General features: G+C 54.1%; 17 protein-coding genes and 1 pseudogene. 2 read left to right on the top strand and 16 right to left on the bottom strand.

The features are described from left to right. Positions 1–6: 6 nt before the first annotated feature. Positions 7–885 (bottom strand): TauD/TfdA family dioxygenase, encoded by an 879-nt coding sequence (locus MMG91_RS07210; RefSeq protein ID WP_310659214.1) that lies wholly within the window; start codon positions 883–885, stop codon positions 7–9. A 290-nt stretch (positions 886–1,175) separates the two neighbouring features. Between MMG91_RS07210 and MMG91_RS07205 the strand changes: the two genes are divergently transcribed. After that, positions 1,176–2,774: an NAD(P)/FAD-dependent oxidoreductase gene (locus tag MMG91_RS07205; RefSeq protein WP_310659213.1), complete on the top strand. Its 1,599-nt coding sequence runs from the start codon at positions 1,176–1,178 to the stop codon at positions 2,772–2,774. Here MMG91_RS07205 and MMG91_RS07200 read toward each other — a convergent pair. From MMG91_RS07200 to MMG91_RS07130, 15 genes and pseudogenes are all read right to left on the bottom strand, one after another. Further along, positions 2,771–3,886, bottom strand: a complete 1,116-nt coding sequence (locus tag MMG91_RS07200; RefSeq protein ID WP_310659212.1) for an AraC family transcriptional regulator — start codon at positions 3,884–3,886, stop codon at positions 2,771–2,773. The genes MMG91_RS07205 and MMG91_RS07200 overlap by 4 nt on opposite strands. 304 nt (positions 3,887–4,190) lie before the next feature. Continuing rightward, on the bottom strand, positions 4,191–4,766 hold the full coding sequence (locus tag MMG91_RS07195; protein WP_008015715.1) for a peroxidase-related enzyme: 576 nt from the start codon (positions 4,764–4,766) through the stop codon (positions 4,191–4,193). Continuing rightward, positions 4,763–5,260, bottom strand: a complete 498-nt coding sequence (locus tag MMG91_RS07190; protein ID WP_105347556.1) for a CMD domain-containing protein — start codon at positions 5,258–5,260, stop codon at positions 4,763–4,765. The genes MMG91_RS07195 and MMG91_RS07190 overlap by 4 nt, the downstream gene beginning before the upstream one ends. Before the next feature lie 81 nt (positions 5,261–5,341). Further along, positions 5,342–6,775 carry an NAD-dependent succinate-semialdehyde dehydrogenase gene (locus tag MMG91_RS07185; protein ID WP_105347559.1) on the bottom strand — a complete coding sequence of 478 codons (1,434 nt, stop codon included), beginning with the start codon at positions 6,773–6,775 and terminating at the stop codon, positions 5,342–5,344. 885 nt (positions 6,776–7,660) lie between these two features. Then, positions 7,661–9,016, bottom strand: a complete 1,356-nt coding sequence (gene gorA, locus MMG91_RS07180; protein ID WP_310659211.1) for a glutathione-disulfide reductase — start codon at positions 9,014–9,016, stop codon at positions 7,661–7,663. Between the two features lie 296 nt (positions 9,017–9,312). Beyond that, on the bottom strand, positions 9,313–9,945 hold the full coding sequence (locus MMG91_RS07175; protein WP_310659210.1) for a response regulator transcription factor: 633 nt from the start codon (positions 9,943–9,945) through the stop codon (positions 9,313–9,315). 154 nt (positions 9,946–10,099) lie between these two features. Beyond that, a complete protein-coding gene (locus MMG91_RS07170; protein ID WP_219847851.1) occupies positions 10,100–10,852 on the bottom strand; it encodes an alpha/beta hydrolase in 753 nt (250 codons plus the stop codon). Then, positions 10,852–11,010 (bottom strand): DsbA family protein, encoded by a 159-nt coding sequence (locus tag MMG91_RS07165; RefSeq protein WP_105347569.1) that lies wholly within the window; start codon positions 11,008–11,010, stop codon positions 10,852–10,854. The genes MMG91_RS07170 and MMG91_RS07165 overlap by 1 nt, the downstream gene beginning before the upstream one ends. 71 nt (positions 11,011–11,081) lie before the next feature. Further along, positions 11,082–12,425: a 2-hydroxycarboxylate transporter family protein gene (locus MMG91_RS07160; protein ID WP_310659209.1), complete on the bottom strand. Its 1,344-nt coding sequence runs from the start codon at positions 12,423–12,425 to the stop codon at positions 11,082–11,084. A gap of 58 nt (positions 12,426–12,483) precedes the next feature. Next, positions 12,484–12,684 (bottom strand): annotated as a pseudogene (locus MMG91_RS07155) (alkene reductase); the annotation flags it as partial. A gap of 66 nt (positions 12,685–12,750) precedes the next feature. Further along, positions 12,751–13,083: a carboxymuconolactone decarboxylase family protein gene (locus tag MMG91_RS07150; RefSeq protein WP_008015705.1), complete on the bottom strand. Its 333-nt coding sequence runs from the start codon at positions 13,081–13,083 to the stop codon at positions 12,751–12,753. A 397-nt stretch (positions 13,084–13,480) separates the two neighbouring features. Next, positions 13,481–14,503 carry a transketolase family protein gene (locus MMG91_RS07145; RefSeq protein ID WP_310659208.1) on the bottom strand — a complete coding sequence of 341 codons (1,023 nt, stop codon included), beginning with the start codon at positions 14,501–14,503 and terminating at the stop codon, positions 13,481–13,483. Then, on the bottom strand, positions 14,500–15,348 hold the full coding sequence (locus MMG91_RS07140) for a transketolase (protein ID WP_310659207.1): 849 nt from the start codon (positions 15,346–15,348) through the stop codon (positions 14,500–14,502). Before MMG91_RS07140 ends, MMG91_RS07145 begins: the two co-directional genes overlap by 4 nt. A gap of 18 nt (positions 15,349–15,366) precedes the next feature. Continuing rightward, positions 15,367–16,665, bottom strand: a complete 1,299-nt coding sequence (locus MMG91_RS07135) for an MFS transporter (protein WP_310659404.1) — start codon at positions 16,663–16,665, stop codon at positions 15,367–15,369. 97 nt (positions 16,666–16,762) lie between these two features. Beyond that, complete coding sequence (locus tag MMG91_RS07130; RefSeq protein WP_310659403.1) at positions 16,763–17,512, bottom strand: SDR family NAD(P)-dependent oxidoreductase; 750 nt, start codon at positions 17,510–17,512, stop codon at positions 16,763–16,765. 198 nt (positions 17,513–17,710) lie between these two features. Here MMG91_RS07130 and MMG91_RS07125 point away from each other — a divergent pair, with 198 nt between their 5' ends. Beyond that, complete coding sequence (locus MMG91_RS07125; protein WP_310659206.1) at positions 17,711–18,625, top strand: LysR substrate-binding domain-containing protein; 915 nt, start codon at positions 17,711–17,713, stop codon at positions 18,623–18,625. Positions 18,626–18,712: the final 87 nt, after the last annotated feature.

Here is an 18,712-nt window from a genome sequence, read left to right as displayed (position 1 = left end):
TATTGATTAAACGGCGGCAACACCAACAGGGCGTTCGCCTGAGATGGTTGTTCGATGCATGAGGCGTAGGTGGCCGTCGTAGCCACCCTCTGCATTGTGAAGCGTGCAGCGGTTGTCCCACAGAGTAAGCATGTTCGGTGCCCATCGGTGACGGTAGACATATGTGTCCTGCACCATGTGCTGATACAAATAACTCAGCAGCGACGTTGATTCTCCATGAGTCAAACCCTGAATACCCTGCGTGTAGACAGGGCTCACGTAGAGGGATTTGCGACCCGTTACGGGATGTATACGTACCAGCGGGTGTGGCCAGGTTTTGTCGGCGTCTTCACTGACCACTATCTTCATTGAGCGTGCTTCTGTCTCTTTTGCGAACAGGCCATTTTTGCCATAGGGCATGCTCGCAGAATGTATCGCGACGAGATGATTGATGAGTCCCTTCATGGTCTCAGAAAGATCATCGTAGGCACGATAGCCGTCGGCAAATAGCGTATCGCCGCCCACGGGCGGAGTGATCTTGGAATGTAGGATGGTTCCCGCTGGCGGCTGTTCCTGAAAGCTCCAGTCTGAGTGCCACTGTGCACCAAAGTTAACTGCCTTTTCATCAGCCTCGCGTCTGAGTTCGAGAATGTGCGGATGAGCTTCCATCGGGATGATATATGGGTCTACGCCGAACTCACCAAACTGAAGCGTGAACGCCTCCAGTTGTGTGTGGGAGAGAGGCTGATCCGGGAAGTAAATCACCGAGTGCCTAGCCCACGCTTCCTTCACCTCTCTTAGTACAGCTGCCGTGAGTGGCTTATCAATCGAGATACCAGTAATCCTGGCTCCAAAACCCTGAGTCTCGGGTTCCACCTGAATATGCCTAAAGTTGCTGTCCATCATCGCAGTCCCTTTCTCTCGTTTTTATAAATAAATCACAGGAAGACCGTGGAGGGATTCTCCGATGCCAGTCCTCTGCTGTCGTTGCTACCGTGCGACAGAGAATTGATTTGGGATGCCAATACCTTGGGCGGTTGGTGTTCCCACCTTTTAAATTGTCGTGTCGAAACAAATCTTTGGCGTGTGGTGCCATTCACGCCGATTCCCCACGTACCCACACTCAGCCAGGCTGCGTAGCGATTGCGCAGCAGTGATCAATAAAAATCCCGGAAAGGGCAGGGAAGGGACGAGCGATGAGCGATTACGATCTGAGTTTTAAACGCGCGTTGGCTCGTGGCGAGCTAGACAGCAGGTTCGACACGATTGTCATAGGTTCTGGCGCAGGCGGCCTAAGCACAGCCGCATTGTTGGCGCTCGAAGGACAGCGCGTTTTGGTGCTCGAACGCCACGCGGTGTTGGGTGGTTGTTTGCAATCCTTCAAACGCCAGGGCTTCGAGTGGGACGTAGGCCTGCACTATATGGGCGAGGTACACCGCAAAACGAGTGGCCTCTATCGCCTTTTCGACAAAGTCTCAGGTGGTCAACTTGAATGGGCGCCCATGCCCGAAAACTACAATCGCATTATCGTAGGTGCCAATAGCTACGATCATATGGCCGGCGCAGAAGCCTACAAGGATCGACTCAAGGATTACTTTCCGAAGGATGCGCGCGCGATCGATCGTTACGTAGAGCTAGTGGGTGAAGCAAGCCGGGCTGCGAAATGCTTCTTCGGAGAGCGGGCGTTGCCACGTTCAACGTCTGAGGCAACGTTCACCAAGGCTCAGACTGCATTCATGCCACTTGCACAGCGCACAGTGCAGGGTGTTTTGGACGAATTGACTGACAACGCTGACCTTAAGGCAGTCTGGTGTGGGAACTACGGCGACTACTGCAATTCCCCTGCTGAGGCCTCTTTTGCGATCCATGCCATGGTTTTCAGCCATTACATCGATGGTGCCAGCTACCCCGTTGGCGGTTCGCAACGCATCGCCACAGCAATGGCCGACACAGTACGTGCTGCAGGAGGAGCTTGCCTTGTTACTGCTGAGGTTGTGAGCATCGAGATGTGTGATGGTTGCGTGGTAGGTGTAAAAACCGCTGACGGAAGCCAAATTCTCGCGGACAGAGTCGTCAGTGCGATTGGTATTTCTCAGACCGTACCGCTGCTGGCTCATGCAAATCCAGAACTGGCGAAGCCATTGGGCGAGGTGACTAAGAGCATTGGTACAACTCAATGTTTTGCTGTGCTTAACCTTGGCATCGACATCGCAAACGCAGATCTGAACATTCATCCAGCCAATCTTTGGGTGCACCCAAGCAATGATTTACCAGCGAATCTCGCTCGGTACAAAGCTGATCCAGAGGGACAGCCCATGCCCCTTCATTTCATTGCCCATCCATCACTGCGGGATCCGAGTTGGGTCGACCGTCACCCTAAGCAGAGCACGATGGACGTCTGCGGCCTGACAGATTGGTCGGTGTTCGAGCGTTTCACTGGCACGAAGTGGAAGCGCCGAGGTGCAGAGTACGAGGACATGACAGCAAGCCTTAGAGAAGACCTCTTGGCCGTGGCCTTAAAACATTATCCTCAAATCGGCGGACACATTGCTCATGCCGAGTTGGCTACACCTCTTACTTTCAATCACTTTCTAAATCGTAGTCACGGCAATTTCATGGGATATGAGCAAACGCCACTTCGTTTTGCACAGCGCTGGATGCGTGCGCATGGCCCCGTTAAAGGTCTGTTTTTCGGTGGACAGGATGTGACCGCTGCCGGAGTCAGTGGCGCGATGGTCAGTGGGCTGGTCGCGGCGAGTGCAGTTCTTGAGCGTGATCTTTTCCGAGAGCTTTAGCCCTCAAGATCGCACCGGGTCGAATCGGCTGCACAAGCCGTATTTTGGTTGTCGGAACTCTCGTTGCTGGTGATTGCAAGGGCCTTTCCTCCTGCAGAGAAGCTGCTTGCTAATTCTTGGCGCAGCGCACTAGGTGCTTTACCGAAATGACCTCGCACAGCATGCGAAAAAGCGCTGGGCTCTGCATAGCCCAGCCGTTCTGCCAGCATCACAAGCGGCAGATTGGGATCAGCCAGGCCTTCCAATGCCTCGCTCATACGTACCGCTTCCAGTAATTGGCGGAAGGATGAACCGCGCTCAGCCAATCGACGCTGAAGAGTACGCCTGCTGAGATCCAGCGAGCGCGCTACGCTGTCGCAATTCGCTTCCGAAAATCCCTGTGCTGCGATGGCTGCTGTCACGTAATCAACGAGCGTGTCGGAGCGACCCTGGGTTTTAAGCATCGTCTCCGCGCGACCGAGTACGATGCGAAGCAATGTTGGATCAGCAGCCTGCCAGGGTGAGTCCAGCAGTTCAGCGCCAAATACGACACGAGCGTGCTCGACTCCGAGAATGATCGGACATTCGAAATAGACTTGATAGCGGTCGGCTAAACACGCGTCAGTACCAGGTAGCTCAATTCTGGTTGGCCTTCGATCAGTCGGCATACAGTTATAGAGAAGGCGCATGTACGCGGCAAACAGCGAATCTATCTGGGCCGGATGCATGGCAACCGGGCTGGGTGTTACGTGGTAAACCAGCTGAACACCATTGTTGGAAACAGGTTCAACTGAAAAACGACCAGAGTTGCTAACTAACTGCTGCAGCCTGACCGTATGAGCGAGCGCGTAGCGCAATGAGCTACTGTGCATCAACACCAGTGCTACGACGTTCATCGATTGCAGTGGCAGTGCTACGCCAACCTTCAAGCCGAGCAGCGGATCCTGGGAGAGTTGCATCGCGCGCTGCCAAAGCCTCCTCACTTGCACGAGTTGCAGCTGCCGCGTAGGCGCCACGTCGTCCCACTGTTGAGTCCAGGGAGCGCCCAAACGGGAAGGCTCGATACCTTGCCGAGTCAGTTCCTCGATGACGCCTACAAGCCAAGTGGCACTGACGGTGAGAGGTCGGGTCATTGTATGTCCGTTAGCTGCCACGCAATACTTGCTCGGAAAGAGGTGAGACCCTTACTTGGCGCTGCGTTGCAAATCGGTTGCTCAGGGGCAGCGAAGTATTACGACAGACTGTGTAGCACGTCTGATAGGGATATTCCAAGGCCTGGCCGGCAGCGTCGATTTCGCTTCGAGATACGAGTAGGAGGGAAGTCAGAGGATGCGGAAGGATGGGGTGCGGAAATGCTGCTATCGAAAACGGTCATTTTGATGAACGGGCAGTTTGGGGCTGCCCGCTATTTTGATATCACTTCAATGGAGCGTCTGATCAGATTTTTACGGGTTCACCTAAAACATGCATCAGGCGATTTGCCCAACCGAAGATGGCTGTGGCCAGCACGAGGTCGACAACCCCAAGCGTGTCAAAGCCGAGTTCTTTCAAGGCATCGGCATGCCGTGTATTCAGCATTGGGGGGGACTTGGCCAACTCAACCGCAAAGTCAAACAACGCCTGAGAGCGATCATCCAATTGTGCTTCGGTTTCGTCTGCAAAAATTTTTGCGACCAGCTCTGTACTTTTGGTCAGCTGATTGTATCGGGCGCCGTGTACTGCAGCGCAGTAGACGCATCGATTAACAATTGAAGAACCAATCGCCCCAAGTTCACGCTCAGCTGGGGGCAAGCCGGCGCGGCCATACATAATGGCGTTGAACAAAGGGGATCGCACCGCGAGCGATTCGGGGTCATGGGCGAGAGTGAGCACATATTCCGAGATTTTTTTGCTCGATGGAGTCACTTTCATCGCATCAAGCTGCTCTTGGCTCGCGCTTTCTAACTCAACAGGCTTGATGTACGGCGACCAGTGAGGCACCGATACGGTGAAATTATGCACGACCTGGCTCATTTCATTTCTCCTGCAATTTTGAATCCTGCTACGACCCGGAGCTGGTAGTTCACGAAAGCGAGGACTTCAGTGAGCCTTACGATGTCCGGTTCTGAAATCCCTGCGGCCTTTAACGTATCGATATCTTGCTTTGTAGCTTCTCGCGGCTTTTGAGTGACCAGATCCGTGAATCGGATGATCGCCATGAAACGTTCATCCCCGTAGGCGGCCTGCTGAGGATTGGCGGCAACATAAAGGCTTTCTTCGCCACCTGCTGTCTCAAGACAAGCATGGTAGTGATCAGCCAATTCTTCAGAGTTGCTCAACCGAGCGATTCGTTCAGCAAGGGCTGCACGTTCTGCATGTGACAGACCACCGGGATCCTTCGGAATGATCACTGCATCATGGCTCGCTTGACTCAGCGCCATAATTTCTGCCCGCTCAGCAATGGCCATCGCGAGCGGAGAGTTTTCGTTTGCGCCGACAAGACGCTCGATAATGTTCGGAGTAAGCATAAGAGTTCCAATAGTTAGCGACGCGTTATTTCCTGAATGCAGCAGTGCTCGATAGCGACTAAAAAACACGTTCGCCGAACGTTAAAGAACGCTCGCAAGCGAAACGAACTTCGTGGTCATGAAAGCATCCAGTGCGCCAGGGCCTCCTTCGGTTCCGTATCCGGAATCTTTTACGCCGCCAAACGGGTGCTCGGGTAGGGCAACGCTGTGATGGTTGATCGAGATGGCGCCAGACTCGATGCCGTTAAACAGCTTATTAGCCGAGCTAAGCGATCGCGTGTATGCGTAGGCAGAGAGGCCGTATGGCAGTCTGTTGGCTTCCTTGATGGCTTCATCGATGTCGTCAAAAGAATTGATCAACGCAATCGGCCCGAACGGTTCTTCAACCATGGCGCGAGCGGTCACCGGTACATTGGTGAGAACGGTGGGTTCGAAGAAATAACCCTTGTCGCCTACGCGGTTGCCGCCAGTCTCCAGCTTCGCTCCATGGGATACCGCATCCGCCACGAGTTCCTCTGTTGCCTTAAGCCGGCCCAGGTGAGCCATTGGGCCCATTGTTACCGTCGGATCAAGACCGTCGCCCACCTTGATTGCGCGTGCGCCTTCCACGAAACGGGAAACAAACTCGTCGAACACTTTTGAGTGAACAATGAAGCGAGTCGGGGAGACACAGACCTGGCCCGCATTTCGATATTTAGCGGCGACAGAAATCTTGACTGCGGTTGCGATGTCCGCGTCGTCCATAACGATTACCGGCGCATGGCCACCCAGCTCCATTGTGGATCGCTTCATATGCAGCCCTGCGAGGCTTGCAAGCTTTTTGCCCACTGGCGTTGATCCGGTGAAGGTCACTTTCCGGATGGAAGGATGAGCAATCAAATACTCAGAAATTTGGCTCGAGTCACCAAACAGTAGGTTGACGGCTCCTGGAGAAACGCCAGCGTCAGCGAATGCTTTCACAAGCTCAACAGCACACGTAGGTGCCTCGGTTGCGCCTTTTAAAATGATCGAACAGCCGGCGGCCAGCGCACCAGCAACCTTTTTCACCGCTTGAATGAGCGGAAAATTCCATGGCGCAAATCCCACTACAGGCCCGATAGGCTCCATCAAGGCAAACTGATGAATTCCTAATGCGCGCGAGGGGATGACACGCCCATACGCGCGTCTGCCTTCTTCAGCATGCCAATCGATGGTGTCTGCAGTTGCAGCGACTTCACCCATCGCCTCGGCCAGGGGCTTTCCGTGCTCAGCGGTGAGGGTGAGGGCGATATTTTCTGCGCGCTCACGAATCAGGTTTGCCGCCTTGTGCATAATCGTTGCGCGATCGAGCGCAGAGACTTGTTTCCAGGTGGAAAAGCCTTTTTCCGCAGCGATTGCCGCGTCTTCTATGTCAGCCAAGCTAGCTTTCGCAATGAGTCCGATCTGCTCTTCAGTTGCCGGATTGATTACGGGGATCGATTCAGTGGGATGCGTGTTACGCCATACACCGCCAATAAACAATGGTATTTGTTCCATGATCACCTCTCATAGTTGCTAATGGTTTCAACGTCCCACGGCTTGGCTAAAAACTCATTGTGGTGCTCAGCTACAAGCTATCAACGACACATGGGCTTCAATAAAATATAGGGCATCTCTCAACGAAAAATTTTCCGTATTTTTCAAAAATTGGCTCGGATTTAGAATTTACTTCCAAGATTTAAGGCGTTGGTGAAAAAAATATTTAATCGGGGCGTCGGGTACGATGGCGCGCCTACTACATGGGAGTTTCTGACTGTAGACGTTCCGAGGTGATCCATGGGTATATCGATCCGACTTGGCTGGATAAAGCCACCTATTGGATGAACGCTTTTTTCTGATTAGGAGAAAGGCGCGAGCGCAGATGGTTGTGTCTTGGCAGAGCCAAGACGGAATGCTGATGGAGTGGGTTCGCACCTGCTAACCGCAGCGTGCGTATCACTGTCCGTTCAGCGCTGCGGGTGCCTAAACGTCAGGCCTTTGCGCCTTCACCAAAGGCAAACACAGTGGTGCCCGGAGGGCCTACAAAAAAATAGTTTGCTAGCGCCCTTGAATTTAAAAAAAGGAAACGGAGTTCCTATATTTGATTCCAAAAAAAAAGCAGAGATCTCGATGGCTGTGCGCTTTCGTGGCTGCCTCAGGCTTTAGGGCAATCGACTCGATTGCTTCGCCGTTGCTGTTGTCGCTGTCCTTGCCTTTTTTGAAATTTAGAATGAAGTGAATGGCAGGGAATGACAGTGGACGGCTTTGCCCGCAGGGCAGGGGAGATCGTTTTTTTGCGACGTCAGTCGCGGCTAGCTTTTGATTTCAGAGCAACCCGAAAACCAAAAAAACTAGCCTTACCCCGAAACTCCGCGTGCGCCGGAGTACCGTTGTCGGAATCGTCTAGGCTACCGGCGTGCGCATGGTAACGAACTCTTCGGCGGACGTCGGATGCACGGCGATGGTTTCGTCGAAAACGCGCTTGGTGGCGCCTGCCTTCAAGGCAATCGCCAGCCCCTGAACGATTTCCCCGGCATCCGGGCCAACCATGTGACAACCGAGAACCTTGTCGGTTTTGGCATCTACTACCAGCTTCATCAAGGTGCGCTCCTGGCACTCGGTCAGGGTCAGCTTCATCGGCCGGAAACGGCTTTCGTAGATCACCACCTCGTGTCCGACTTCTCGCGCCTCCTCTTCGGTCAACCCGACAGTGCCGATGTTCGGCAAGCTGAACACGGCGGTCGGGATCATCTTGTAGTCCACCGGGCGGTATTGCTCGGGCTTGAACAAACGCCGCGCTACGGCCATGCCTTCCGCCAGAGCGACCGGAGTGAGCTGCACCCGACCAATCACATCGCCCAGGGCCAGGATCGACGGTTCAGCGGTTTGATACATTTCATCGACCTCGACAAAACCTTTCCTGTCGAGTGTGACGCCAGTGTTTTCCAAGCCCAGGTTGTCGAGCATCGGACGTCGACCGGTGGCATATAACACGCAGTCCGCCTCAAACTCACGACCGTCCTTGAGGGTCACCTTCAGGCTGCCATCGGACTGCTTGTCGATACGTTCGATGTTGGCATTGAATTGCAAGTTCAAGCCGCGCTTGGTCAACTCATCCCGCAAATGTTTGCGCACCGCACCGTCGAAGCCGCGCAGGAACAGATCACCGCGATACAGCAGCGTGGTCTCGGCACCCAGCCCCTGGAAAATCCCGGCAAACTCCACCGCAATGTAACCACCACCGACCACAAGAACGCGCTTGGGTAGCTCTTTAAGGAAGAACGCCTGATTAGAACTGATCGCGTGCTCATGTCCCGGAATCTCCGGGATCTGCGGCCAGCCACCGGTAGTGATCAGGATATTTTTGGCGGTGTAGCGCTCGCCATTGACCTCGACCGTGTGCGGGTCGACGATCTTGGCGTGGCCCTCATGCAAGGTGACACCGCTGTTGACCAGCAGATCGCGATAGATGCCGTTCAGTCGATTGATCTCGCGATCCTTGTTGGCAATCAGCGTCGCCCAGTCAAACTTCGCCTCGCCCGGCGTCCAGCCAAAACCTTGCGACTGCCCGAAGTCTTCGGCGAAGTGCGCGCCGTAGACCAGCAACTTTTTCGGCACGCAGCCAACGTTCACACATGTACCGCCCAGATAGCGGCTCTCGGCCACAGCCACTTTCGCGCCAAAACCGGCGGAGAAACGCGCAGCCCGCACGCCTCCGGAACCGGCACCAATCACGTAAAGGTCAAAATCGTAGAGCATTTTCAATCTCCTCGGCAGGCACCCAGCAATAAGAGCGGTTGGCTAATAGCGTGCCGGACTGTCGTAGGAAGTCTGCAACTCATCGAGCACAGGCCCTATAGTTTTGCTTAGTAATTTCTAGAGGGTGATCAGAATCTACCATCCGATTGGTAGGTTTGCAAGGGCGCGCTGACTATGACGCCCACATCTTGTGGGCACGTTAGGCAACTTCTGTCGCGGATGGGCGATACAGTTCCGATGGGGGCACTGTTATAAACATGAATTGAATGACACGCCACGACCACTGGCTAAATTTCCTATCTCGGAATTATTCCATGGTCTATTGCATACTTTACCAACGCAGCAGGTTTGTCGATATTGAGTTTGCGTCGAATGCTCAAGCGATGGGTTTCTACAGTCCTGACGCTGATGTTCAGTTCTCGTGCCATTTCCTTGTTGTTCAGCCCTTGAGTCATTTTATATAAAACCTGGCTCTCCCGGGGCGTTAGCTCGTTGATAATACCATCATCAAGAAGCAGCTTTTGTGCGATTTCAGCACTGTAGAAAGTACCTCCGTTTTTAATTGCTTCAATCGCAGCGACAATCTCTCTTGAGGGTGCGTTTTTCAATACATAGCCACTCGCACCGGAGCGTAGGGATTCACTTACATACTCTTTACTATCATACATGCTGAGCACGAGCACCTTCAGGGTGGGGAACCTGTCACGTATTTTTCGCGTCAGCTCAAGACCGTTTATGTCGGGAAGGTTGATGTCGACCAATAGAAGATCAGGATTGCAGTGCTCAACCATCACCATAGCATCCGCACCATTTTCAGCCTCACCAATCACGGTCACAGTCGGAATGACGGATAGTAGAGCTCTGATCCCATCGCGCACTAAGGTGTGATCATCGACCAAGGCCAGCCGGATTTGTGTTGGTAAGTTCATTAAGTGTGCCAACTGTTATCGATGTCGGAAAAGTCAGATTTTCTTACAGGGAATACTTATCACGATATCCAGCTCGCTCCGGCCAAGTGCTGATGCCATATGAAAATGACCCCCAAAGTGCTATGGCATTTTCGCCGGGAAGCAATGCCTAGGGTTACAGATACCTAGAGCTCCAGGCAGTAATGCATGACGCAACATAATCCGCATCCTGACTATTAGTAAGCAAGTGGTCAGCCGAGTCGAGTGAAATGAAGCTCTTGGGGTGTTTAGCTGTTAGGTAAATTTTCTGGGCTTGCTCTATTGATACAACGCTGTCTGCTGGGGAATGAAAAATAAGCAATGCGCGTCGTAGGTTAGCGATATTTGTATCCTGCTGTTGGGTTTCAATATCATCGAGAAACTGCCTTTTTATAGTAAACTCTCTTCCTGCCAGCATTACTTTATATTCACCAATGTCTCTGATCGCTTCTACGTGACCTTTGAACTGCTTCAGGACATGAGTCGCGTCAGCAGGGGCACCGATTGTCACCACACCCTTTGCCTCTGGGATGTGCTTCGCCGCCGCTATGACTGCGGCTCCGCCCAAACTATGGCCAATCAAGATGGATGGAGCTTGATAGGTATCACGCAAAAACTCCGCCGCCGCTACCAAGTCGGCAACGTTGGAGGAAAAATTGCTGTTGGAGAAGTCGCCTTCACTGCTGCCTAGACCTGTGAAATCAAATCGCAGTACAGCGATATTATTGTCGACTAGCGCCTTAGCAATTCTCGCGGCAGCTTTAATATCCTTCCCACAGGTGAAGCAGTGGGCGAACAATGCATAGGCTCTGGGCGCCTCCGGCGTCTCAAGCAGACCTGACAGGCTTATACCCTGGGCGTTTCGGAACGTTATCTTTTGTTTGCTCATCATGAATTTTCCTTGAACGGCTCTGATACCTGGCCTGGTGCGAGCCGGTAGGCCCGCAGGTTTATCTCTACCAGATGTTTGTGCTCAAACTGCTCAAGGGCTGCTTTAAAGCGCCGTTTAGCAATCCAGCACCAAGGGCAGACGAAATCTGCCCTCACATGGTGTTCGCTAGAAAGTGAAAACCATTGGGTTTATTGAGGGGTTGATGATGAGTGTCCTGCACTCGGCATCAAGCAAAAATACGCAAAAGAATACTAGCAAGGATCACCGTCGAAGCGCCGCCGAGGCGGGTGGAGATCTGAGCGAATGGCATCAGCGACATACGATTGGAGGCTGAGAGGATCGCAACATCCCCGGTACCGCCAAGGCCGCTGTGGCAGCAGGTCACGATGGCTGATTCGATGGGGTACATTTTCATCAGGTTGCCAATGAAAAAACCTGCGATGGCCATTGAGGCAACGACGGATACGCAGACTAGGACATAACTAATAGAAAAGACTTTTACAACGCTATCTAGAGGGACATACAGCATGCCCAAGCCGATCATTACCGGCCAAATGAAGGCGGAAGAGATCAGCTTGTAGAAAGCGTTTGTGCCTTTCTCCAGGTTTTCCGGCAGAACGCGAACGTACTTAAAAAGTACAGCGGCCAAGATCATCAGGACAGGGCCAGGAATACCCAGGACTTTCTCAAGCAGACCGCCAAGGACGAAGAATGCACAGATGACCAGAATGCCTGCACCTATCACTCTGAAATCGATAGTCGAGCCGTTATCTTCCCTGGCTTGGAATTTATCATTCTCGTCTTTGGCACGGATCAATGAACCCTCGCCATTGAGATGCGGGCGTTTTAGCGCCAGCCGGGCCAGGTAGCCGGCACAGATAATCGCCGCGATGTTGCCGACTACAGCGGCAGGCACCAATTTAGCAACGTAGATATCCGGCGTACCGCCGAGAATAGCTGAGTAAGCAAGTGATAAAGGCAGGATTCCCTCACCAATGCCCCCGCCAATAATTGGAACAATGATAAAGAAGAAGGTGTGGTAGAAACTATAGCCGACGAGTTTTCCCACAATGAGTCCGCTTGCCACGGCAGCCAGGGTTCCGACGAAAAGAGGTATGAACATCCTCATCATGCCCTGAATCAAAATAAATCGGCTCATCCCGAGAATACTGCCGACTACCAGGCTGGCAATCACGAAGTACAAAAAGTTGGCTTCTTTCATCAACATTTTTGTGGCGTCAATCGTGGCCGGCCCGAAGAAGCCGTAGAACACCAGAATCGATGGCAACATCAAGCACAGAATGGCTCCTCCTCCGATTTCCTTCAGAATCGGAAGACGCGAACCCAGTTGACCGAAGAACATGCCCATCGTCATGATGACGGCAAGGCCACCGATCATGTTCTTAGGCAAAAAACCCAAGTGTGCCGAGAGATATACAATTACGGCGATGCCGAGAAAAATCGGGAGTGGTATTACCCCTATTTCGTAACTGCACAGGCTACGCAGTTGACGCAACCCGCCAGCACGGGGAGCATCGATTTTCAGGGACTGCTCATAAGACTTGTTCATGTCGCTATTCCTCATACAGCATCACTGACTTGGCGCCAGCCTCAACCTATTCCGCAGTGTAAATACCCGGGGTATACAAATAGCCACGGGCCTCCAGTCCTTCTGTGATCAGACTGGCAGACGCTTGCTGCGCGAAGTAGAGAGCGATAAGTTCATTTGAATTTTTTTCCAGTGTTCGAGTGCGAGTCATGTGGGCTAAAACGACACGGTTTTCTAATAGCGTTCCGCACAGACCGTAGGGCGTGAAAAGCTCATTCATGAAAAGTCTCGCAGTTGGCTGGGCGGATGGCAGCAGTTAGTTCTGATATTTCCGCAATGCCCTGTATTAAGGTTTGTCGAATGCATCCAAAACGTGAGTGCTGTAAACCAATGCAGCACCGGCGTTCATGTTGATTGCTACACCCAATGCTTCAGCAACCTCTTCAGTAGTTACACCAAGCTTTTTGGCCTCAGCAGCGTGGAAAGCGATGCAGCCATCACAGCGGGTGGTCACCGCTACGGCGAGCGAAATCAGTTCACGAGTTTTAGCATCGAGGTGGTTTGTTTTTGCGCCGGCGCTCCCTAGAGAAGCCATACCTTTCATGGTCTCTGGGGACAGGCCATTCAGCTGTACTAGGCGGGCGCTGATGTCTTTTCGAGTTTGCTTCCAATCTTGCATGGGGACTCACCTGGGCGGGGCGCCCTGTAGGTTTACGGGAGGAGATGTGAATCCGATAGAATCTACCATCTAGTTGGTAGGCTTGCAAGGGGGCGCGACAGCCGACTTGATCGTATGTGTAGTGAGGGCGTTGCGAAGGGGGAGGGAATGGGCGTGACAATTCAGTAGCGGTAGGAGAATTTGGTGGGATCTTGTCGCTCGGATATTGGCTTTGCCCAATGTCCTCGAGGTTCGCCTCTCTTGAATCCGCCTGGTCAAGCTTATGAGCATCTCACCAAAGATGCATTGGAGAAGTTAGTAATCAAGACCGCTTAACAAGTCAGGGCGTCGAAAGACGCCCTTGTTCATCGCTCTTGACAGCTAAGCCGATGCTTAGGCTCTTCTCTTTAGGCCCAGATCAAAGCCATGCTTTGATCTGGGCGCAGACCGCCTGAGTCGAAATTCCGTAACGATCATGCAGCGTAGGTAAGGCGCCAGCATCCAGGAAAGCATCGGGCAACGCGATTTGCCTGAAGGTTGGTGTTACGCCGTTACGTAGCAAGACCGTTGCAACGGCTTCACCCAATCCACCGATAATCGAGTGGTTTTCTGCGGTAACGACCAAGCGACCGGACTTCCTCGCTTCAGCGAGAATGGTTTGCTCATCCAGTGGTTTGATCGTCGGTACGTGCAATACAGCGACATCAACTCCGTCCGCTTGTAGCTCTTTGGCCGCTTCCAGTGCGCGCATCGTCATCAAGCCGGTGGAGATGATCAACACATCGTTACCGGTGCGCAGGGTTTTGGCCTTGCCGATCTCGAATTTGTAGCCGTACTCGTCCAGCACCAGCGGCACATTTCCGCGCAACAGCCGCATGTAGACCGGCCCTTGATGCGCCGCGATAGCGGGCACCGCCTGTTCGATTTCCAGTGCATCACACGGATCGACAATCATCAGGTTGGGCATGGCACGGAAGATCGCCAGGTCATCCGTGGCCTGGTGGCTTGGGCCGTAGCCAGTGGTCAGGCCGGGCAGGCCGCAGACGATTTTGACGTTGAGGTTTTCCTCGGCAATCGCCATGCAAATGAAGTCATAGGCACGGCGCGAGGCGAACACGGCGTAGGTCGTGGCGAACGGCACGAAACCTTCACGTGCCATCCCTGCTGCAGCACTCATGAGCAACTGTTCGGCCATGCCCATCTGATAGAAACGATCCGGGTGGGCCTTGGCGAAAATGTGCAGATCGGTGTACTTGGACAAGTCGGCGGACATGCCCACGATGTCTGAGCGCTGATCCGCCAGCGCGGCTAATGCATGGCCAAAAGGTGCTGAGCGGGTGGCTTGGCCTTCAGAGGCAATCGACGCGATCATTGCCGAGGTGGTTAGGCGCTTTTTGGCTGGCTCACCAGTCGAAGTCGGAGTGTGGATGGCGTTGCTCATTGCTTTTTTCCTTCTTCAAGATTGCTCAGTGCCAGATCCCATTCGTGCTCTTCCACGCGGATGAAGTGCGTCTTCTCCCGGGTTTCCAAGAAGGGCACACCTTTACCCATTTTGGTATCGCAGATGATGACTCGCGGTTGCGTGCCAGGATGGTTGCGGGCGGCATCGAACGCAGTGACGAGTGCATCCAGGTCATTGCCATCGACGCGCTGAGTGAACCAGCCAAATGCCTGCCAGCGATCAACGATGGGTTCGAACGAGAGGATCTCGCTCGAATAGCCATCGGCTTGCTGGTTGTTCACATCGACAATGGCGATCAGGTTGTCGAGCTTCCAATGAGACGCTGACATGACGGCTTCCCAAGTCGAGCCTTCATTCAATTCACCGTCCGACAGCAAGTTGTAGACGAAGGAGGGCGAACCTTTGCGCTTGAGGCCCAGGCAGGCACCGACCGCGATGCCCAGGCCCTGACCCAGCGAACCTCCGGTGATTTCCATGCCAGGGGTGTATGTCGCCATGCCCGACATCGGTAGCCGGCTGTCATCCGATCCGTATGTTTCGAGCTCATCGAGCGGGATGATTTCGGCTTCGATCAAGGCCGCATACAGCGCAATCGCGTAGTGACCGATCGACAGGTAGAAGCGATCACGCGCTTCCCATTCCGGGTCTTCGGGCCGATAGCTAAGCGCATGGAAGTAGGACACTGCCAGCAGGTCGGCGGCACCGAGAGCCTGGCCGACATAACCTTGTCCCTGGACTTGACCCATGCGCAGCGCATGGCGGCGAATGTTGTGCGCGCGCTCCGTCAGGGTCTTGGGTGTCACGAATGAAGGATTGGCAGTCATGGTGAGTTCTCCTGTGAATCAACGATTGACCAAGGCGGCGGGAATGCGCAGCACCAGGGTGGCACCGACGAGAAGCACGCCAGTGATCAGATACATGCCGATGGCGCTGGAACCGGTCAGTGTGGTTACCCAGCCAATCAGGTAGGGCGAGCAGAAGCCGGCGAGGTTGGCGAAGCTGTTGACCGCCGCGATGCCTGCGGCGGCAGACACGCCACCGAGTAACGTGGTGGGTAACATCCAGAACATCGACGTCGCGGACAGAATTCCGGAAGCAGCTAGGCAAAGACTCAGAATGGAGAGCGTCACATTTCCGCCCATCATTGCCGCCAGGGTTAGTCCGATAGCACCCGCGATCATCGGTACGATGAGGTGCCAGCGGCGCTCGCGATGTTTGTCGCCACTGCGTCCGGCATACAGCATGGCCACGATTGCACAGAGGTAGGGCAGGCTGGTCAGCATGCCGATTTTCATCGGGTCGGACACTCCTGCGTTACGCACCAGGGTCGGCAGCCAGAAGGTGATTGCGTATTGGCCCATTACGACACAGAAATAGATGGCGGCCAGTAACCAGAGACGACGGTCGCGGATGAATTCGCCCACAGAGGCATGCGTGACTTTTTTCTGGTCATCCTCGGCCAGCTCACGGTTGATCAGCGCTTTTTCGTCGTCGTTGAGCCAACTGGCTTGATGCACACCGTCCTTAAGGTAGCTCAGCACCAGCAGTCCGATCACGACCGTGGGCACGGCTTCCAGCACGAACATCCATTGCCATCCCGCCCAGCCATGCATCCCAGCAAAGTGGGTCATGATCCAGCCGGAGAGGGGGCCACCCACCATGCCTGACAGCGGAATGGCGATAAACCACAACACGGTCATCCGGGCACGACGGTACGACGGAAACCAATAGGTCAGATACAGCAGCAGACCAGGTGCCAGACCGGCTTCGGCGATGCCGAGAAGAAAGCGCAATGCATAGAATTGCCAGGCGGTTTCGACGAAGGCGAACAGGGCGGAAACGATGCCCCAGGTGATCATGATGCGCGCGATCCAGACCCGCGCACCGACCTTGTGCAGGATGATGTTGCTGGGGACTTCGCAGAGGAAGTAGCCAATGAAGAACATGCCCGCACCCAGTCCGTAGACCGTTTCGCTGAGCGCCAGATCGTTCATCATTTGCAGTTTGGCAAAGCCGACGTTGACGCGATCGAGGTAGGCGCATAGGTAGCACAGCATCAGAAAAGGCATCAGGCGCCAGGCGGTTTTCCGGTAGGCGTTAGAGCGCACGGTCGAAACCGCTTCGAGCGACAGGGTTGTCATGATGGTCTGATCTCTTGTTTTTATTGACCGCCAGGCCAAAGGCCCGGCTGCATCGTCGATCCAGATCCGCACGGGCCGCGAGGCCCGCCAGGTGTAATCAGTGAATCAGCATGCCGCCGTTCACATCCAGCGTGATGCCAGTCAAATATGAGGAGAGATCGCTGGCCAGAAACAATGCGGCATTCGCCACATCCTGGGCTTCACCCAGACGCCCTAGTGGGATGCCATCGATGATCGCGTGGCGGCGTTCGTCCTGCATCAGGCCACCGGTAATGTCGGTGTGAATCAGACCTGGGGCGATGGAGTTGACGCGTACCTTGTCCGGCCCCAGTTCCCGTGCCATGGCTTTCGCCAGCCCCAGCACACCTGCTTTTGCGGCACTGTAATGAGGGCCACCGAAAATGCCTCCACCACGCTGAGCCGAAACGGAAGACATGCACACAATGCTGCCTGAAGACTGTTGACGCATGGTCGGAATCACCGCCTGCGACATCAGCAAAGTGCCGCGCAGGCTGACGTCCAGTACCTTGTCGTAATCGGAAGGGCGAATGTCCAATGTCTTGAGGGGCTGGGTAATGCCGGCATTGTTGATGAGGATGTCGATGCGACCAAAGTGCTCGATGATTTTGGCGACGGCCTGCTGAACCTGCGATTCGTCTGCGACGTTGGCCGCAACCCCCAAATGACCTTCGCCCAGGGAAGCAGCGGCATCCCTTGCGGCGGATTCATCCAGATCGAGGATCACGACACGCGCGCCTTGTTGCGCGAAGGTAGTCGCCGTTGCGCGGCCAATTCCACGTGCGGAGGCGGCACCGGTGATGATCGCGACTTTGCCTTGAAGAAGCATGGGAGGGTACCTCTGATTGTTGTTATTGGGTCGACCCGCAATGAATCGATGGCCCAGCTTGTTCTCCAGGGTGACCTTGAGCAATAACGCGAATCTCACTCGATGCTGAAAAAAATTCAGCACTCGCCAATCCAGTGAGCGGATGCTTGAATAGCTGGATGCCCGGCTTATGTCACTTGCAGCGGAATAACAATAATCATGCGTTCACCCGGCGATGCGCCTCCGATACTGCCACCCCTGAAAGCCATTCAGGCCTTTGAACAGACGGCGCGCTTCGGCAATGTCGCTCGCGCAGCAGAATTACTCGACCTGACACCCTCGGCGGTTAGTCACCAGCTGGCCAAACTAGAGGCAATGATCGGTAGACAGTTGTTTTTCAGAACGGCCAGAGGCGTCACATTGACGCCGATCGGTGAGCAATATCTCACCGAGGTTTCCGGCATCCTGCATAGCCTCGCCGTAGCCACCGAGCGCGCTACCAGTGATGTCAGCCTGGATTGCCTGCGGTTGCACTCGTCGCCCAGTTTCGGTTTGCTGTGGCTGATGCCGCGCTTGGAGCAGTTTCGCCAGAGCCATCCCGATATCCAGCTCAACCTCTCGTGCTCCTATGAATCACTGCACTTCAGTCGAGACAAAATTGATGTGGATATCCGCCATGGCATGCCCAATTGGCCTAGCTATGAAGTGCGGACGATTCGCAATGAAAAAATTGCGGTCATGGCTTCACCGAAGCTGCTGGAAAAGCGTCCCATACGGGTGGTTGCGGATCTGCTTGACAGCAATTTGATCTTGTCGGAAGCCACGCTGATCAAGTGGCCACAGCTGTTTGCACAACATGGACTGTCGCGTCCCGAGCAACCTTACACCTTAAGCTTTGACCGCTCGTACATGACGCTGGAGGCCGCCAGTCACGGCCTTGGTTTCGCCTTGGAAAGCACATTGCTGGCTCAGGACTATCTTGCTAGAGGCGCATTGGTTGAGGTGGCGCCGGAGCTGAGCGCTTCTATCACTGCACACCATCTAGTTTTCCCTAGGGCTCATTCAAATTTCCCTCGGGTCAGGCGCTTTTTGGAGTGGATGCAGAAAGAGCTGGGGCATGACTTTGCCTATTGATGCCCGTACCCAACATGAAGACATGCGACAACTGGTCATATTTTGCGCTGTCACACTGCTTGACGACCATTCTTGGGGAGAAAAAAC

The sequence above is a fragment of the Pseudomonas sp. JL3 genome (assembly GCF_031570575.1).
GTDB classification, from domain to species: domain Bacteria; phylum Pseudomonadota; class Gammaproteobacteria; order Pseudomonadales; family Pseudomonadaceae; genus Aquipseudomonas; species Aquipseudomonas cucumis.
Note: the sequence above shows the minus strand (reverse complement) of the source record. Positions and strands in the feature narration are given on the sequence as shown.